The 18,455-nt window shown below is 55.6% G+C and carries 16 protein-coding genes; 14 read left to right on the top strand and 2 right to left on the bottom strand.

Translation table 11 applies throughout. The features are described 5' to 3' along the window. Window positions 1-164 precede the first annotated feature (164 nt). Window positions 165-1,304, bottom strand: coding sequence for a tRNA epoxyqueuosine(34) reductase QueG (queG, locus tag ABGB15_RS19120; RefSeq protein ID WP_215723677.1), 1,140 nt, complete (start codon window positions 1,302-1,304; stop codon window positions 165-167). On the opposite strand from queG, the gene nnr reads away from it, so the two are divergent. The 14 genes from nnr to rlmB all read left to right on the top strand — a co-directional run bounded on the left by nnr (window position 1,303) and on the right by rlmB (window position 17,065). Further along, window positions 1,303-2,826 carry a bifunctional ADP-dependent NAD(P)H-hydrate dehydratase/NAD(P)H-hydrate epimerase gene (gene nnr / locus ABGB15_RS19115; RefSeq protein ID WP_215723678.1) on the top strand — a complete coding sequence of 508 codons (1,524 nt, stop codon included), beginning with the start codon at window positions 1,303-1,305 and terminating at the stop codon, window positions 2,824-2,826. The genes queG and nnr overlap by 2 nt on opposite strands. Continuing rightward, window positions 2,819-3,280, top strand: coding sequence for a tRNA (adenosine(37)-N6)-threonylcarbamoyltransferase complex ATPase subunit type 1 TsaE (gene tsaE / locus ABGB15_RS19110; protein WP_152083193.1), 462 nt, complete (start codon window positions 2,819-2,821; stop codon window positions 3,278-3,280). The genes nnr and tsaE overlap by 8 nt, the downstream gene beginning before the upstream one ends. Before the next feature lie 16 nt (window positions 3,281-3,296). Continuing rightward, window positions 3,297-4,622: an N-acetylmuramoyl-L-alanine amidase AmiB gene (gene amiB, locus ABGB15_RS19105; RefSeq protein ID WP_215723679.1), complete on the top strand. Its 1,326-nt coding sequence runs from the start codon at window positions 3,297-3,299 to the stop codon at window positions 4,620-4,622. Between the two features lie 9 nt (window positions 4,623-4,631). After that, complete coding sequence (mutL, locus tag ABGB15_RS19100; RefSeq protein ID WP_215723680.1) at window positions 4,632-6,476, top strand: DNA mismatch repair endonuclease MutL; 1,845 nt, start codon at window positions 4,632-4,634, stop codon at window positions 6,474-6,476. Next, entirely contained in the window at window positions 6,469-7,419 is a 951-nt protein-coding gene (gene miaA, locus ABGB15_RS19095) for a tRNA (adenosine(37)-N6)-dimethylallyltransferase MiaA (protein WP_215723681.1), read from the top strand. The genes mutL and miaA overlap by 8 nt, the downstream gene beginning before the upstream one ends. Window positions 7,420-7,504: 85 nt before the next feature. After that, window positions 7,505-7,816: an RNA chaperone Hfq gene (hfq, locus tag ABGB15_RS19090; protein WP_152083197.1), complete on the top strand. Its 312-nt coding sequence runs from the start codon at window positions 7,505-7,507 to the stop codon at window positions 7,814-7,816. A gap of 74 nt (window positions 7,817-7,890) precedes the next feature. Next, window positions 7,891-9,171, top strand: a complete 1,281-nt coding sequence (hflX, locus tag ABGB15_RS19085) for a ribosome rescue GTPase HflX (protein ID WP_152083198.1) — start codon at window positions 7,891-7,893, stop codon at window positions 9,169-9,171. Window positions 9,172-9,227: 56 nt separating this feature from the next. After that, window positions 9,228-10,490, top strand: coding sequence for an FtsH protease activity modulator HflK (gene hflK / locus ABGB15_RS19080; RefSeq protein ID WP_215723682.1), 1,263 nt, complete (start codon window positions 9,228-9,230; stop codon window positions 10,488-10,490). 2 nt (window positions 10,491-10,492) lie between these two features. Beyond that, a complete protein-coding gene (gene hflC / locus ABGB15_RS19075) occupies window positions 10,493-11,497 on the top strand; it encodes a protease modulator HflC (protein ID WP_152083200.1) in 1,005 nt (334 codons plus the stop codon). Window positions 11,498-11,568: 71 nt separating this feature from the next. After that, window positions 11,569-11,766, top strand: coding sequence for a DUF2065 domain-containing protein (locus tag ABGB15_RS19070; RefSeq protein WP_003855996.1), 198 nt, complete (start codon window positions 11,569-11,571; stop codon window positions 11,764-11,766). A gap of 103 nt (window positions 11,767-11,869) precedes the next feature. Beyond that, entirely contained in the window at window positions 11,870-13,168 is a 1,299-nt protein-coding gene (locus tag ABGB15_RS19065) for an adenylosuccinate synthase (RefSeq protein WP_152083201.1), read from the top strand. 193 nt (window positions 13,169-13,361) lie between these two features. Beyond that, a complete protein-coding gene (gene nsrR / locus ABGB15_RS19060; protein WP_152083202.1) occupies window positions 13,362-13,787 on the top strand; it encodes a nitric oxide-sensing transcriptional repressor NsrR in 426 nt (141 codons plus the stop codon). Between the two features lie 38 nt (window positions 13,788-13,825). Beyond that, window positions 13,826-16,267: a ribonuclease R gene (gene rnr / locus ABGB15_RS19055; RefSeq protein ID WP_215723683.1), complete on the top strand. Its 2,442-nt coding sequence runs from the start codon at window positions 13,826-13,828 to the stop codon at window positions 16,265-16,267. Window positions 16,268-16,333: 66 nt separating this feature from the next. Next, a complete protein-coding gene (rlmB, locus tag ABGB15_RS19050; protein WP_039024652.1) occupies window positions 16,334-17,065 on the top strand; it encodes a 23S rRNA (guanosine(2251)-2'-O)-methyltransferase RlmB in 732 nt (243 codons plus the stop codon). 91 nt (window positions 17,066-17,156) lie between these two features. On the opposite strand, the gene ABGB15_RS19045 is transcribed toward rlmB, so the two are convergent. Continuing rightward, the gene (locus tag ABGB15_RS19045; RefSeq protein WP_152083204.1) at window positions 17,157-18,431 is read right to left on the bottom strand and encodes an MFS transporter; all 1,275 of its coding nucleotides are present in this window, start codon (window positions 18,429-18,431) and stop codon (window positions 17,157-17,159) included. Between the last annotated feature and the right edge of the window lie 24 nt (window positions 18,432-18,455).

Here is an 18,455-nt window from a genome sequence, read left to right as displayed (position 1 = left end):
TTTACCCGGAAGGGCTAAAAACTTCGCAGGGTGAATAGTATCTTTATAATCAGTTGTATTATAAGAAAAAAATTTGATTTCAAAATGTTAAAGAGATCACTTGATCTGTGTGCAAAGCCTGATGGTGCCTGAGTTTTTATTTTTATGCACAGGCTGTGAATATATCAGGCATCGCGCGTAAGCCCTTTTTCGATCACTCTGACCAGACGCTGTTTCTTCGGTAATTGCACCTCGACCACACAGGCATTTCGCTTCTCGATTTGCTGCGCAATCGCCCACTCTATGTGCTCATCGAGAAGTGGGTGCTCACCTCGGCGGCTTTCAAGCGCCTGAATATTGGCTTCATCCCACGGCGCATTACCCAGCGCAACGGCGACGTTTCGCAGCCAGCGCAGATGACCAATACGGCGAATGGCCGAACCTTCAGTCACCTTCAGGAACCAGGCCTCGGTCCAGGCGAACAGCTCAATAAGTGGCGGGGCATGCAGCGCTTTACGCGGGCTAAAGTCCTCTTCATCCGTAAGCTGTGAATAGCGGTTCCACGGGCAAATCAACTGACAGTCGTCGCAGCCGTAGATACGGTTGCCGATAAGCGGACGGAATTCTTCGGGAATAGCCCCTTCCAGTTCGATGGTGAGATACGAAATACAGCGGCGTGCATCAACGGTATAGGGCTCGACGATAGCCCCTGTCGGGCAGATAGTCATACAGGCCACGCAGCGTCCGCAACCTTCCTCTACCGGGCCATCTACCGGTAACGGCAAATCAATGAGCAGTTCACCAAGAAAGAAGAACGATCCGGCGTCACGGCTGAGGATAAGTGAGTGCTTACCTGTCCAGCCAAGTCCGGCTTTCTCAGCTATCGGGCGCTCAAGAATAGGCGCGGAGTCGACAAACGGTCTAAAATTCAGCGAAACGCAGTGCTGCTGAATAGTTTCTCCGAGCTTTTTTAAGCGGTTACGCAGGAGCTTATGGTAATCCCGCCCCAGGGCATACCGGCTGACGTAGCCCAGCGAGGGATTTTTTAGCGTGCGGGCAAACGCCGCGTTGGCGGGCAGGTAGTTCATGCGCACGCTGATGACGCGTAATGTGCCCGGCAAAAGCTCGTGTGGACGTGCGCGCATCATGCCATGACGCGCCATCCACTCCATCTCGCCGTGGTATTGTTTGTCCAGCCACGCCTGAAGTTTAGGCTCGCTGGCGGAAAGGTCGGTGTCGGTGATGCCGACCTTCTGGAAGCCAAGTTCAGCGCCCCACTGTTTAATTTTTTGTGCTAACTGATTGAGATCGAGGGGCTGTGACATGACGGACCATACTGTGAAGAAAAACCCCACAAGTATACCACATTCCATCTGGCATGCGGATGACCTCAGGCGTGCCGAAAAAGAGGCCGCAGACAGCCTCGGCATAACCCTTTTTGAACTGATGCAGCGGGCTGGAGAGGCGGCGTTTACCGTGGCCCGTAACACCTACCCACAATCTTCGCACTGGCTGATTTTATGCGGGCATGGCAATAACGGCGGCGATGGTTATGTCGTCGCTCGCCTGGCCGTGGCGGCAGGTATAAATGTAACCCTGCTGGCGCTGGAAAGTGATAAACCGTTACCCGAAGAAGCAAGCGACGCGCGGGAAGCCTGGCTGAATGCGGGCGGAGTGATCCACGCACCAGATATTGCCTGGCCGGATGATATTGATGTCATTATTGATGGTCTGCTGGGCACCGGGCTGCGTAGCGCGCCACGCGAGAGTATTGCTGCTTTGATTGCGCGCGCCAACGCGCATCCTGCACCTGTTGTTGCGCTGGATATTCCGTCGGGATTAGTGGCGCAAACTGGCACGACACCGGGGGCTGTGATTCAGGCGTCGCATACCGTGACGTTTATCGCCCTGAAACCAGGGCTGCTTACCGGTAAAGCACGGGATGTGGTGGGTACGCTGCACCATAACGCGCTGGGACTGGAAAGCTGGTTAGCCGGGCAGGAGACGCATCTTTCGCGTTTTGATGCCTCGCAGATCGCGCAGTGGTTACCGCCGCGCCGCCCGACATCGCACAAAGGCGATCACGGCAGGCTGGTGATCGTAGGGGGAGATCACGGAACGGCAGGCGCTATCCGCATGACCGGCGAGGCGGCATTGCGCAGCGGTGCCGGGCTGGTGCGCGTACTTACGCGCATCGAAAATATTGCCCCGATCATTACTGCCCGCCCGGAGCTAATGGTGCATGAACTTACACCGCAGACGCTTGAAGAGAGCCTCGAATGGGCTGATGTGGTGGTGATTGGCCCTGGACTTGGGCAGCAGGACTGGGGGAAACACGCCCTGCGAAAAGTTGAGAATTTTCGTAAACCGATGCTGTGGGATGCGGATGCGCTGAACCTTCTGGCAATCAACCCGGATAAGCGTCACAATCGCATCCTGACGCCACACCCCGGCGAAGCCGCGCGGCTGCTTAACTGCAGCGTCGCAGAAATTGAAAGCGATCGCTTACTTTCTGCTCAGCGTCTGGTAAAACGTTACGGAGGTGTTGCCGTTCTGAAGGGGGCAGGAACCGTCATTGCCAGTGACGATGCAGAGGGCATTATTGATGCCGGAAACGCAGGCATGGCGAGCGGCGGCATGGGCGATGTGCTTTCAGGCATCATCGGCGCGTTGCTCGGACAGAAACTTCCCCTTTATGATGCAGCCTGTGCGGGATGCGTTATCCACGGTGCGGCAGCCGACAGGCTGGCAGCGCTTTATGGTACGCGCGGTATGCTCGCCACCGATCTTTTTGGCACGCTGCGGCGTGTTGTTAACCCGGATGTGATTGACGTAGAAAATGACTAATCGAGCGATTCCTTTACCTGATGAACAAGCCACCTTAGATCTCGGCAAGCGCGTGGCGCAAGCCTGTCAGGGGGCTACGGTCATTTATCTGTATGGCGATTTAGGCGCGGGTAAAACAACCTTCAGCCGTGGTTTTTTGCAGGCGTTAGGCCATAACGGGAACGTAAAAAGCCCGACCTATACGCTGGTAGAACCGTACACGCTTGAAAATCTCATGGTGTACCACTTCGATTTATACCGTCTTGCGGACCCGGAGGAGCTGGAATTTATGGGTATCCGCGATTATTTTGCCAATGACGCCATTTGCCTGGTGGAGTGGCCGCAACAAGGTGCGGGTGTACTGCCTGACCCGGATGTCGAAATTCACATAGATTACCAGGCACAAGGGCGTGAGGCGCGCATCAGTGCTGTTTCCTCATCAGGCTGTTCCTTACTGGCGCGTTTGGCCGGTTGAGCGTAGGGATGACGGGATGATTAATCGCGTTAAAGGTTGGTTGTTGGCTGCAACGGTGCTGCTGTGCGCGCACGCCGGGGCAGCAAATCTCTCGGATATTCAGGTGTCGAACGGCGACAGCCAGGCCCGTATTACCTTTAGTTTTATGGGCGATCCTGAATATGCTTTCTCACAAATCGACAGCCACAGCGTGGCGCTGGATATCAAACAGACCGGTGTGATCCAGGGGCTACCGCTGCAGTTCAGCGGCAACAACCTGGTCAAAAGCATTCGTTCTGGCACGCCGAAAGACGCACAGTCGTTACGGCTGGTGGTCGATCTGACTGAAAAGGGTAAAACCCAGGCCGTGAAGCAGCAAAACGGGGCGAACTACACGGTGGTCTTTACCATCAACGCTGACGTTCCGCCGCCGCCGGTTGTGGCGAAGCGCGTGGAGGAGCCGGTTTATAGCCCGCGTCCCGCTGAACCGGCCCGGAACCCGTTTAAATCACCAAACGACCGTATGACCAGCGTTACCAGCAGTAATACGGTAACGCGTCCTGCGGCCAGTGCGCGCCGTGCGGTCAGCGGCGATAAAGTCATTATTGCCATTGATGCCGGACACGGTGGGCAGGACCCTGGGGCTATTGGGCCGGGGGGGACACGAGAGAAAAATGTCACTATCGCCATTGCCCGCAAGCTGCGCACGTTGCTGAATAATGACCCGATGTTTAAAGGCGTAATGACCCGTGACGGAGATTATTTTATCTCGGTGATGGGGCGTTCGGATGTGGCGCGTAAGCAGAACGCTAACTTCCTGGTCTCCATACATGCGGATGCCGCACCTAACCGTAACGCAACCGGCGCGTCGGTATGGGTGCTCTCGAATCGTCGAGCCAACAGTGAAATGGCCAACTGGCTTGAAGAGCATGAGAAGCAGTCCGAACTATTAGGTGGTGCGGGTGATGTGCTGGCAAACAGCCAGTCCGATCCTTATCTTAGCCAGGCGGTGCTGGATTTACAGTTCGGTCATTCGCAGCGCGTCGGGTATGATGTCGCCACTAACGTATTGGACCAGCTGCAGAGCGTGGGTTCGCTGCATAAACGTCGTCCGGAACATGCGAGTCTTGGCGTTCTGCGTTCGCCGGATATTCCGTCGATCCTGGTGGAGACGGGTTTTATCAGTAATAACGGTGAAGAACGTCTGCTGGGCAGCGACAGCTATCAGCAGCAAGTTGCCGAAGCGATTTATAACGGTCTGCGTAAATATTTTGACGCGCATCCGCTGCAGTCCGCGCCGCAGGGCGGGGCAGCACAGACGGCCAGTGCCACGCTGCCGGGTGAGATGACCGCGACCAACTAAGGAGAATTTATGCCGATTCAGGTTCTACCGCCGCAGCTTGCGAACCAAATCGCCGCCGGTGAAGTGGTGGAACGCCCTGCGTCGGTAGTAAAGGAGCTGGTGGAAAACAGCCTTGATGCGGGCGCGACCCGCATTGATATTGATATCGAACGCGGTGGCGCAAAGCTCATTCGCATTCGTGACAACGGCTGTGGCATCAAAAAAGACGAGCTGGCGTTAGCGCTGGCGCGTCATGCGACCAGTAAAATTGCCTCGCTTGACGATCTGGAAGCAATCATCAGCCTCGGCTTTCGCGGTGAGGCGCTGGCCAGTATCAGTTCCGTTTCCCGTTTGACGCTCACCTCCCGCACCGCTGAACAGCAGGAAGCCTGGCAAGCCTATGCTGAAGGGCGCGACATGGACGTCACGGTTAAACCCGCGGCACACCCTGTCGGCACCACGCTGGAAGTGCTGGATCTGTTCTACAACACGCCCGCCCGACGCAAGTTTATGCGCACCGAGAAGACCGAGTTTGGTCATATCGATGAGATTATCCGCCGCATCGCGCTGGCACGTTTTGACGTCACCATCAACCTCAGCCATAACGGCAAGGTGATGCGCCAGTATCGTGCGGTGGCAGAAGGGGGGCAGAAAGAGCGTCGCCTGGGAGCTATCTGCGGGACGCCGTTCCTGGAGAAAGCGCTGGCTATTGAGTGGCAGCATGGTGATTTGGCGCTGCGCGGTTGGGTTGCCGATCCCCACGCAGGCAGTTCTGCGTTCGCGGAGATCCAGTATTGCTATGTCAATGGCCGTATGATGCGCGATCGGTTAATCAACCATGCAATCCGCCAGGCTTGTGAAGATAAGCTCGGCGCTGACCAGCAGCCTGCGTTTGTGCTCTACCTTGAGATTGACCCGCATCAGGTTGATGTGAACGTCCACCCAGCCAAACATGAGGTGCGTTTCCATCAGTCGCGTCTGGTACATGATTTTATTTATCAGGGCGTAGTGAGCGTTTTGCAGCAGCAGGCGGAACCGGCCCTGCCGCTGGAAAAGGTAGAGCCAACGCCTCGTCCGTTGCCGGAAAACCGGGTGGCGGCGGGGCGTAACCATTTCGCTGAACCTGCCGCCGCGCGCGAACCGGCAGCGCCACGATTTGGATCGGCAGGAAGTGCGCCGCGTCCAACCGGTGCGAACTACCCGAACGCTCAGCCGGGCTATCAAAAGCAGCAAGGAGCGTTGTACCGCAAGTTGCTGGACACCCCGGCGGTGGAGCGTAAAGAACCTATTTCAGTACCCGCTCCCGCGCTGGACGGGCACCACCAAAGTTTTGGCCGGGTATTGACCATTATTGCTCCGGATATGGCCTTGCTCGAACGCGAGGGCACGCTGCTGCTGTTGGCGCTGCCGGTGGCGGAACGCTGGCTTAAACAAGCCCAGCTTACGCCTGGGGACAACGCGGCCTGTGCACAGCCGTTGCTGATCCCTGTTCGCCTGAAAATATCCGCACAAGAAACAGCGGTATTGCAGCGTGCCACGCCGCTGTTGGCAGAAATGGGCATTGAATGTGTACTGGAAGCGCAGCATGTGACGATTCGCGCAGTGCCTTTACCCTTACGCCAACAAAATTTACAAAACTTGATTCCTGAACTGATAGGCTACCTGGCGCAGCAAACGTCGTTTGATGCCGCCAACACCGCGCAGTGGATCGCCCGCCATCTGGCAAGCGAACACACGCCGTGGAGTATGGCGCAGGCGATTACCGTGCTGGCAGAGGTTGAACGCCTTTGCCCGCAGTTAGTCAAAACGCCACCGGGTGGATTATTACAACCTGTTGATTTACAAACGGCGATGACCGCCCTGAAACATGATTGACGTAAGTAAGGCGAGCCTGCCTAAGGCGATTTTTTTAATGGGCCCAACGGCCTCCGGCAAAACGGCGTTAGCCATTGAGTTACGTAAAGTTTTGCCAGTAGAGTTGATTAGCGTTGATTCTGCCCTCATTTATCGGGGAATGGACATCGGCACGGCAAAGCCAGACGCAGATGAACTGCGCGCGGCACCGCACCGTTTACTGGATATTCTCGACCCGGCGCAGGCATACTCCGCAGCGGATTTCCGTCGCGATGCCTTAGCTGAAATGGCCGAGATAACGGCAGCGGGACGTATACCGCTGTTGGTTGGCGGAACCATGCTCTACTTCAAGGCGCTGCTGGAGGGGTTATCGCCTCTGCCATCTGCCGACCCGGAAGTGAGAGCAAAGATTGAACAGCAGGCGGCAGAGCAAGGCTGGGACGTTCTGCATAAGCAACTGGAAGAGGTTGACCCGGTTGCCGCAGCACGGATTCATCCAAATGATCCGCAAAGGCTTTCCCGAGCACTGGAAGTTTTTTTCATTTCGGGTAAAACTTTAACGGAACTGACGCAAACGTCAGGAGACGCTCTGCCGTATCAGGTGCATCAGTTCGCCATCGCCCCGGCGAGCCGTGAACTGCTCCATCAACGAATTGAGCAGCGTTTTCATCAGATGTTGGCTTCAGGTTTTGAAGCAGAAGTGCGGGCGCTTTTTGCCCGTGGAGATTTGCATACGGACATGCCTTCCATTCGTTGTGTGGGATATCGCCAGATGTGGTCATATCTTGAAGGTGAGATTTCATACAATGAAATGGTTTATCGAGGTGTTTGCGCCACGAGGCAGTTAGCGAAACGCCAGATAACCTGGTTACGCGGTTGGGAGGGGGTTCACTGGTTAGACAGTGAAAAACCACAACAGGCGCTAAACGAAGTCATTCAGGTTGTTGGTGATATCGCTCACTGAATGTGTACAATTAAGCCGTATCGTGCGCAATTTTTCAGAATCGCAAGGTTCTAAGTACAAAACAAGCATATAAGGAAAAGATAGAATGGCTAAGGGGCAATCTTTACAAGATCCGTTCCTGAACGCATTGCGTCGGGAACGTGTTCCAGTTTCTATTTATTTGGTGAATGGTATCAAGCTGCAAGGACAAATTGAGTCTTTCGATCAGTTCGTGATCCTGTTGAAAAACACGGTCAGCCAGATGGTCTATAAGCACGCGATTTCTACTGTTGTTCCGTCTCGTCCGGTTTCCCATCACAGCAATAACGCTGGCGGCGGCACTGGTAGTAACTACCATCATGGCAGCAACGCGCAGGGCTCTTCTTCTCCTGCGCAGGACAGCGAAGACACCGAATAAGGTTTCTGGCTGTTATCCACACGGGGAGCCAGGAATCTGCGTTCCCCGCTGATTTTTTTTTGAGGGTTTTACGCTTGTTTGACCGTTATGATGCCGGTGAGCAGGCGGTGCTGGTACACATCTATTTTTCGCAAGACAAAGATATGGAAGACCTCCAGGAGTTTGAATCTCTGGTCTCTTCCGCCGGTGTCGAAGCAATGCAGGTGATTACCGGTAGCCGTAAAGCGCCGCACCCAAAGTATTTTGTTGGTGAAGGTAAAGCAGTAGAAATTGCGGATGCCGTAAAAGCAACCGGCGCATCAGTCGTGTTGTTTGATCATGCGCTGTCTCCGGCTCAGGAACGTAACCTGGAACGTCTTTGCGAATGCCGTGTTATCGATCGCACGGGTTTGATTTTAGATATTTTTGCTCAGCGTGCACGTACCCACGAAGGTAAGCTGCAGGTTGAGCTGGCGCAACTGCGCCATCTGGCAACGCGCCTTGTGCGTGGCTGGACCCACCTTGAAAGACAGAAAGGCGGGATTGGTTTACGCGGTCCGGGTGAAACCCAGCTCGAAACCGACCGCCGTTTGCTGCGTGGCCGTATTACCCAGATCCTCTCACGTCTGGAACGCGTTGAGAAACAGCGTGAGCAAGGGCGTCGCGCGCGTTCGAAAGCCGACATCCCGACGGTGTCGCTGGTGGGGTATACCAACGCCGGTAAATCCACCCTGTTTAATCAGATCACTGAGGCCCAGGTTTATGCCGCAGACCAGCTGTTTGCGACCCTGGACCCAACGTTGCGTCGTATTGACGTTGCGGATGTCGGTGAAACCGTGCTGGCGGATACCGTAGGGTTTATCCGCCATCTGCCGCATGACCTGGTGGCGGCGTTTAAAGCTACCCTGCAGGAGACGCGACAGGCGACCCTGCTGCTGCATGTGATTGATGCGGCAGACGTGCGTGTACAGGAGAACATCGACGCGGTAAACGTGGTGCTCGAAGAGATCGACGCCCACGAAATCCCAACCCTGTTGGTGATGAACAAGATCGATATGCTGGATGATTTTGAACCGCGTATCGACCGGGATGAAGAGAACAAACCGATTCGGGTCTGGCTTTCGGCCCAGGCCGGTATTGGTGTGCCACTGCTTTTCCAGGCTTTGACAGAACGTCTTTCCGGTGAGGTCGCTCAGCACACGCTGCGCCTGCCACCACAGGAAGGCAGGCTGCGCAGCCGGTTTTATCAGCTTCAGGCGATAGAAAAAGAGTGGATGGAGGATGACGGCAGCGTGGGGATGCAGGTGCGTATGCCGATCGTTGACTGGCGTCGCCTCTGTAAACAAGAACCTGCGCTGGCGGACTATATCGTCTGACCAGAAAGGGGAAGCCTGAATAATTCGCCCTTGCATAACAAATATGGAGCATATACATGGCGTGGAATCAGCCCGGTAATAACGGACAAGACCGCGACCCGTGGGGAAGCAGCAATAATCAAGGCGGCAACTCTGGGGGAAATGGCAACAAAGGTGGTCGCGAGCAGGGGCCGCCGGATCTGGATGATATCTTCCGCAAACTAAGCAAAAAACTTGGTGGACTTGGCGGAGGTAAAGGTTCTGGCTCGGGTGGCAACTCCACTCAGGGGCCGCGCCCGCAAATGGGTGGCCGCGTGGTGGGCATTGTGGCCGCTGCTGTGGTAATCATCTGGGCCGCCAGCGGGTTCTACACCATTAAAGAAGCGGAACGCGGTGTGGTCACCCGTTTCGGCAAGTTCAGCCATCTGGTTGAGCCGGGCCTGAACTGGAAACCGACCTTCATTGACGACGTGACCGCAGTGAACGTGGAATCTGTCCGTGAACTGGCAGCCTCTGGCGTGATGCTGACCTCGGACGAGAACGTGGTGCGCGTTGAGATGAACGTGCAGTACCGCGTAACCGATCCTGAGCGTTATCTGTTTAGCGTGACCAGCGCTGATGACAGCTTGCGTCAGGCAACCGATAGCGCCCTGCGTGGTGTGATCGGGAAATACACCATGGACCGCATTCTGACCGAAGGTCGTACCGTTATTCGTAGCGATACCCAGCGCGAGCTGGAAGAGACCATCCGTCCATACAACATGGGTATCACCCTGCTGGACGTCAACTTCCAGGCTGCCCGTCCGCCGGAAGAGGTGAAAGCCGCATTTGACGATGCGATTGCCGCACGTGAAAACGAGCAGCAGTACATCCGCGAAGCAGAAGCCTACACCAACGAAGTTCAGCCGCGTGCTAACGGTCAGGCACAGCGTATTCTGGAAGAAGCGCGCGCGTACAAGACCCAGACCATCCTGGAAGCGCAGGGTGAAGTGGCGCGTTTCGCGAAGATCCTGCCGGAATATAAAGCCGCACCGGAAATTACCCGTGAGCGTCTCTATATCGAGACCATGGAAAAAGTGCTGAGCCACACGCGTAAAGTGCTGGTTAACGACAGCAAAGGCGGAAACCTGATGGTTCTGCCGCTGGACCAGATGCTGAAAGGCGGTTCTGCGCCTGCTGCGAAGTCGGGAAACAGTGGGGCGAATAACCTGCTGCGCCTGCCGCCAGTCTCATCGGGCAGCGCCAGCGCGAACACAACGCCTTCTTCGAACGATGGTGACATTATGGACCAACGCCGTGCTAACGCGCAGCGTAACGACTACCAGCGTCAGGGGGAATAAGGATGCGTAAGTCAGTTATTGCGATCATCATCATCGTACTGGTCGTACTTTATACCTCTATCTTTGTGGTGAAAGAGGGCGAGCGTGGTATTACCCTGCGCTTCGGTAAGGTTCTGCGTGACAGCGAAGAAAAACCGCTGGTCTATGCACCAGGCCTGCACTTCAAGATCCCACTGATTGAATCAGTGAAAACGCTCGACGCCCGTATCCAGACCATGGATAACCAGGCCGACCGTTTCGTGACCAAAGAGAAGAAAGACCTGATCGTTGATTCTTACATCAAATGGCGTATCAGTGATTTCAGCCGCTACTACCTGGCAACAGGCGGTGGTGATGTTTCTCAGGCGGAAGTGCTGCTGAAACGTAAGTTCTCTGACCGTCTGCGTTCTGAGATTGGTCGTCTGGATGTGAAAGACATCGTGACGGACTCCCGTGGTCGTCTGACCCTTGAAGTACGCGATGCGCTGAACTCCGGTTCTGCAGGTACGGAAGACGAAGTCTCGACGCCAGCTGCAGATGACGCGATTGCGAAAGCGGCTGAACGCGTTCAGGCTGAGACCAATGGCAAAGTGCCGGTGATCAACCCGAACAGTATGGCTGCACTGGGTATCGAAGTGGTGGATGTGCGTATCAAGCAGATCAACCTGCCAGCAGAAGTGTCTGAGGCGATTTACAACCGTATGCGCGCTGAGCGTGAAGCGGTAGCGCGTCGCCACCGTTCGCAGGGCCAGGAAGAGGCGGAGAAACTGCGTGCGGCAGCGGATTACGAAGTGACCAAAACGCTGGCGGAATCTGAGCGTCAGGGCCGTATCTTGCGTGGTGAAGGCGATGCCGAAGCGGCGAAACTGTTTGCGGATGCATTCAGCCAGGACCCGGACTTCTATGCCTTTATCCGTAGCCTGCGTGCTTACGAGAATAGCTTCCAGAGCAACCAGGATGTAATGGTGCTCAGCCCGGACAGCGATTTCTTCCGTTATATGAAGACGCCAGCTAACGCAACGCGATAAACTCCGATCAGTTTGAGTATTCAAACCACCGCTCTCAACGGAGCGGTGGTTTTCTTTTATAAGGATCAAAAATGAATTCAACGATCTGGCTCGCACTGGCCCTGGTTTTGGTGCTGGAAGGTCTTGGCCCGATGCTTTATCCCCGTGCCTGGCGTCGAATGATCGCCACCATGAGCCAACTGCCGGATAATATTTTGCGTCGTTTTGGTGGTGGACTTGTGGTTGCTGGCATCGTGATCTACTACATGTTGAGGAAAACGATTGGCTGATCAAAAAGTAGCCATAACTGGCATATTTTAGGGTCAAAAAGTGCTGTATATCTGAAAAAGCGATGGTAGAATCCATTTTTAAGCAAACGGTGATTTTGAAAAAATGGGTAACAACGTCGTCGTACTGGGCACCCAATGGGGTGACGAAGGTAAAGGGAAGATTGTTGATCTTCTGACTGAACGGGCTAAATATGTTGTACGCTACCAGGGCGGTCACAACGCAGGCCATACTCTCGTAATCAACGGTGAAAAAACCGTCCTCCATCTTATTCCATCAGGCATTCTTCGCGAAAACGTCACCAGCATCATCGGTAACGGTGTTGTGCTGTCTCCGGCTGCGCTGATGAAAGAGATGAAAGGTCTGGAAGACCGTGGTATCCCTGTTCGTGAGCGTCTGCTGCTCTCCGAAGCCTGCCCGCTGATCCTGGATTATCATGTGGCGCTGGACGTAGCGCGTGAAAAAGCGCGTGGCGCGAAAGCGATCGGCACCACCGGTCGTGGCATCGGTCCGGCTTACGAGGATAAAGTGGCACGTCGCGGTCTGCGCGTGGGCGACCTCTTCGACAAAGCAACCTTCGCTGAAAAACTGAAAGAAGTGATGGAATATCACAACTTCCAGCTGGTGAACTTCTACAAAGCTGACGCTGTTGACTACCAGAAAGTGCTGGATGACGTCATGGCGATTGCAGACATTCTGACCGGTATGGTGGTTGATGTGTCCGATTTGCTGGACCAGGCGCGCAAGCGTGGCGATTTCGTCATGTTCGAAGGTGCGCAGGGGACGCTGCTGGACATCGACCACGGTACTTATCCATACGTAACCTCCTCTAACACCACCGCTGGTGGCGTGGCAACTGGCTCTGGCCTGGGCCCACGTTATGTGGATTACGTTCTGGGCATCATCAAAGCCTACTCCACTCGCGTGGGTGCGGGTCCTTTCCCGACCGAGCTGTTTGATGAAACCGGCGAGTTCCTGTGCAAGCAGGGTAACGAGTTTGGCGCGACCACCGGTCGTCGTCGTCGTACCGGCTGGCTGGATGCGGTTGCAGTGCGTCGTGCAGTGCAGATCAACTCCCTGTCTGGCTTCTGCCTGACCAAGCTGGACGTACTGGACGGCCTGAAAGAAGTGAAAATCTGCGTCGGCTACCGTATGCCAGATGGCCGCGAAGTGACCACCACTCCGCTGGCTGCTGACGACTGGGAAGGCATCGAGCCAATCTACGAAACCCTGCCAGGCTGGTCTGAGACCACCTTCGGCGTGAAAGAGCGTAGCGGCCTGCCGCAGGCAGCGCTGGATTACATTAAGCGCATTGAAGAACTGACTGAAGTGCCGATCGATATTATTTCTACCGGCCCGGACCGTACTGAAACGATGATCCTGCGCGACCCGTTCGACGCATAATCTTCGTGACTGCTGGCCTGCGGGGAGACCCGTAGGCCGGATAAGCGTAGCGCCATCCGGCGACCGCTCCTGGATCTCCGCTTTTTCGCCCCGTCTGTCAAATAAATTAGCCGCCAACTATCTGGCTGGTTTATCATCATTAATGAATATCTCTGCGGTTTGACCGCGTTTTCCCTTTTTTCCTGAGGTTGATGTGCAGTTAACAAGTTTCACCGATTACGGCTTACGCGCGCTGATTTACATGGCGTCGTTACCCGAAGGGCAAATGACCAGTATCTCTGAGGTGACAGAGGTCTACGGTGTGTCCCGTAATCATATGGTCAAAATAATCAATCAACTTAGCCGTGCCGGATACGTTGCTGCCGTCCGAGGGAAAAATGGTGGGATCCGTCTCGGTAAACCGGCGCAGAGTATTCGTGTTGGGGATGTGGTACGTGAACTGGAGCCGTTATCTCTGGTGAATTGCAGCAGCGAGTTCTGCCACATTACGCCCGCTTGCCGCCTGAAACAGGCGCTTTCTAAGGCCGTGCAAAGTTTTCTCATGGAACTGGATAACTACACGCTGGCCGATTTGGTTGAAGAGAATCAACCGCTTTATAAATTATTGCTGGTGGAATGAAGAAAATTTCCACCGGAGCTGACAACGGAGGAACCGATATGTCACATGATCCTTTCCAGGAACGCGAAGCCGAAAAATACGCGAATCCTATCCCCAGCCGCGAGTTCATCATTGAACACTTAACAAAACGCGAAAAACCCGCCAACCGTGAAGAACTTGCCGTTGAATTAAACATTGAAGGTGAAGAGCAAATTGAAGCCCTTCGCCGCCGCCTTCGCGCGATGGAGCGCGACGGGCAACTGGTCTTTACCCGCCGCCAGTGCTATGCGCTGCCAGAACGCCTCGACCTGCTGAAAGGCACCGTCATTGGTCATCGTGATGGCTTTGGCTTCCTGCGTGTGGAAGGCCGCAAAGACGATCTTTATCTTTCATCTGAACAGATGAAAATGTGCATCCACGGTGACCAGATCCTGGCGCAGCCGCTGGGGGCAGACCGTAAAGGCCGCCGTGAAGCGCGTGTTGTACGCGTACTGGTGCCAAAAACCAGCCAGATTGTTGGTCGCTACTTTACCGATGCGGGCGTGGGCTTTGTGGTGCCGGACGACAGTCGTCTGAGCTTCGACATTCTGATCCCACCGGAAGAGGTGATGGGTGCGCGTATGGGCTTTGTGGTGGTGGTGGAACTCACCCAGCGTCCAACGCGCCGCACCAAAGCGGTAGGTAAAATCGTTGAAGTGCTGGGCGATAACATGGGCACAACGATGGCCGTTGATATGGCGCTGCGCACCCATGAAATTCCGTACGTCTGGCCAAAAGCGGTTGAAGAGCAGGTTGAAGGTCTTCGCGAAGAAGTACCGGAAGAGTCCAAAGTGGGCCGCGTGGATCTGCGCGATCTGCCCTTGGTTACTATTGATGGTGAAGACGCCCGCGACTTCGATGACGCCGTGTACTGTGAGAAAAAACGCGGTGGCGGCTGGCGTCTGTGGGTGGCTATCGCTGACGTGAGTTACTACGTTCGTCCGCACACGCCGCTGGATAATGAAGCGCGCAGCCGTGGCACCTCGGTCTACTTCCCGTCTCAGGTGGTGCCGATGCTGCCGGAAGTGCTCTCCAACGGCCTGTGCTCCCTGAACCCGCAGGTTGACCGCCTCTGTATGGTCTGCGAAATGACCATCTCCAACAAAGGTCGCTTAACCGGATATAAATTCTACGAAGCGGTGATGAGCTCTCATGCGCGTCTGACCTATACCAAGGTCTGGCATATGCTGCAGGGCGACCAGGATCTGCGCGAACAGTACGCGCCGCTGGTCAAACACATCGAAGAGCTGCATAACCTCTACAAAACGCTGGATCAGGCGCGTGAAGAGCGCGGTGGGATCTCCTTTGAGAGCGAAGAGGCGAAGTTCATCTTCAACGCTGAGCGTCGCATTGAGCGTATTGAGCAGACCCAGCGTAACGATGCGCACAAGCTGATAGAAGAGTGTATGATCCTGGCGAATATCTCGGCGGCACGTTTCGTTGAGAAAGCCAAAGAGCCTGCGCTGTTCCGTATTCACGATAAACCGACTACGGAAGCCATTACCGCGTTCCGCTCTGTGCTGGCTGAACTCGGTCTGGAGCTGCCGGGGGGTAACAAACCAGAGCCGCGTGATTACGCCGAGCTGCTGGAGTCTATTGGCGATCGTCCTGACGCAGAAATGCTGCAGACGATGCTGCTGCGCTCCATGAAGCAGGCGATTTACGATCCGGAAAACCGGGGTCACTTTGGTCTGGCGCTGCAGTCTTATGCGCACTTTACCTCGCCGATCCGCCGTTATCCTGACCTTTCTCTGCACCGCGCGATCAAGTATCTGCTGGCGCAGGAGCAGGGCCACAAAGGGAACACGACCGAAACCGGTGGCAACCACTATTCCATGGAAGAGATGCTGCAGCTGGGCCAGCACTGTTCCATGACCGAGCGCCGTGCCGATGAAGCAACCCGCGACGTGGCGGACTGGCTGAAGTGTGACTTTATGCTGGATCAGGTGGGTAACGTCTTTAAAGGCGTGATTGCCAGCGTGACCGGCTTTGGTTTCTTCGTTCGTCTGGATGAGCTGTTTATCGACGGTCTGGTGCACGTCTCCAGCCTGGATAACGACTATTACCGTTTCGACCAGGTCGGCCAGCGTCTGATTGGCGAATCCGGCGGCCAGACGTATCGTCTGGGGGATCGCGTGGAAGTGAAAGTTGAAGCCGTTAATATGGACGACCGTAAGATCGACTTCAGCCTGATCTCCAGCGAACGTGCTCCGCGTAACGTCGGCAAAACCGAGCGTGAAAGGGCGAAAAAAGGTGGAAACGGCAAAACGAGCGGTAGACGTCGTCAGGCGGGTAAAAAGGTGAACTTCGAGCCGGACAGCGCGTTCCGTGGCGAGAAGAAACAGAAGCCGAAGGCGGCGAAGAAAGAGGCCCGCTCAACGAAAAAGCCTTCCGCTAAAACACAGAAAATAGCGGCTGCAACCAAAGCGAAGCGCGCAGCCAGGAAAAAGCAGGCGGAGTAAATTCTCCCCTCACCCTGACCCTCTCCTCAAAGGGGAGAGGGGAATTATCTATTATGAGAATCATCAATGAGTGAAATGATTTACGGCATCCATGCGGTGCAGGCCCTTCTTGAGCGCGCACCGGAGCGTTTTCAGGAAGTGTTTATTCTGAAAGGGCGTGAAGATAAGCGCCTGATGCCGCTGATCCACGCGCTGGAAGCGCAGGGCGTGGTGATCCAACTGGCGAACCGTCAGTTCCTGGATGAGAAAAGTGACGGTGCGGTTCACCAGGGCATTATTGCCCGCGTGAAACCGGGCCGCCAGTATCAGGAAAACGATCTGCCGGATCTGATTGCTGAGCTGGAAAACCCGTTCTTCCTGATCCTCGATGGCGTAACTGATCCGCATAACCTCGGAGCGTGTCTGCGTAGCGCCGATGCGGCTGGCGTGCATGCGGTGATCGTGCCGAAAGATCGCTCTGCACAGCTGAACGCGACCGCGAAGAAAGTGGCCTGCGGCGCGGCGGAAAACGTTCCGCTGATCCGCGTCACCAACCTGGCGCGCACCATGCGTTTGCTGCAGGAAGAGAATATCTGGATCGTCGGGACCGCCGGTGAAGCGGATCATACCCTGTATCAGAGCAAAATGACCGGCCGTCTGGCGCTGGTGATGGGGGCAGAAGGCGAAGGTATGCGTCGTCTGACGCGCGAGCACTGCGATGAGCTGATCAGCATCCCGATGGCGGGCAGCGTATCGTCCCTGAACGTTTCCGTGGCGACGGGTATCTGTCTGTTTGAAGCGGTGCGTCAGCGCGGGTAGCCTGTTGTGCCGGGTGGCGGCTTCGCCTTACCCGGCCTACAAAAGCACGGTACCGTAGGCCCGGTAAGCGCAGCGCCACCGGGCATTTGCCTCACTCCTCTAACGATCGTAAATGGTCATCCTTTCTCAGCGTCATCAGCGCGAAGATACTTACCACCGCTGTTGCCATCACGTAATACGCCGGAATATCCAGGTTGCCCGTCTCTTTTATCAGTCCTGTAATGATCAGCCCGGCACAACCTGAGAAGATGGCGTTAGAGAGAGAATAAGCCAGCCCCAACCCCGTATAGCGCACGCGTGTCGGGAACATCTCAGACAGCATCGCCGGGCCCGGTCCTGCCAGCATCCCAACCAGACCACCCGCAATCAATACGACTACCGCTTTTACCGCCAGCGTGCTGGACTCCGCCTGCAGAATTTTCAGCAGCGGCAGGGCAAGGATCAGCAATAATGCCGTGGCGATAATCATTACCGTGCGGCGTCCGATCCTGTCGCTCAGTATTCCCGAGGGAATAATGGTCAACGCAAAGCCGATATTTGAAATTACCGCAATCAGCAGCGCCTGGTTAAATCCGGTGTGCAGCGCGGACTGCAGATAAGTCGGCATAATCACCAGGTAGGTGTAACCCGCCGCGGACCAGACCATTACCCGCCCGATCCCCATGACGATGGCTTTCAGCGTGGAAGCGGTATTGGCCTGAGCAACGACGGGTTTTTCCTGTTGATGCACAAAGCTCGGTGTCTCTTCCATGCTCACCCGCAGCCACAGCGCGACAACTCCCATGGGCAGCGCCAGGAAGAACGGAATGCGCCAGCCCCAGTCATGCAACGCCTCAGGCGTGAGCAGGGCGGAGAGCAACGCCACGACGCCTGCGCCAGCCAGCAGCCCCAGCGCCACCGTGAAGGACTGCCACGCGCCGTAGAGGCCTCGCTTGCCGCGCGGGGCAAACTCCGTCATCAGCGAGACAGCACCGCCGTACTCGCCACCCGCGAACAGCCCTTGCAGGATGCGAAGCAGGGTAATTATCAGCGGCGCGGCAATCCCGATGCTGGCATAAACCGGCACAATACCGATGGCGGCAGTCGCCAGCGTCATTAATACCAGCACAATAATCAGCGTCGGTTTTCGGCCAATCCTGTCGCCGAGACGACCAAATACCACCGCGCCTAACGGGCGGAAGAAGAAGGCAATAGCAAACGAGGCGTAGGTGAGGATCAGGCTTGTCAGCCCCCCTTCTCCCTCAAGCTGGAAGAAATTCTTCGCAATGACGGTCGCCAGAAAACCGTAGACGGCGAACTCGTACCACTCGATGAAATTACCAATGGAGCCTGCAATTAATGCACGCTTGTGCGCATCCTGTTGCATAACGATCCTCACAGATAAGGGTAA

This window comes from Enterobacter sp. MALB-1 (assembly GCF_041021625.1).
GTDB lineage: Bacteria > Pseudomonadota > Gammaproteobacteria > Enterobacterales > Enterobacteriaceae > Enterobacter > Enterobacter oligotrophicus.
This window is presented reverse-complemented; position numbering and strand designations above follow the sequence as displayed.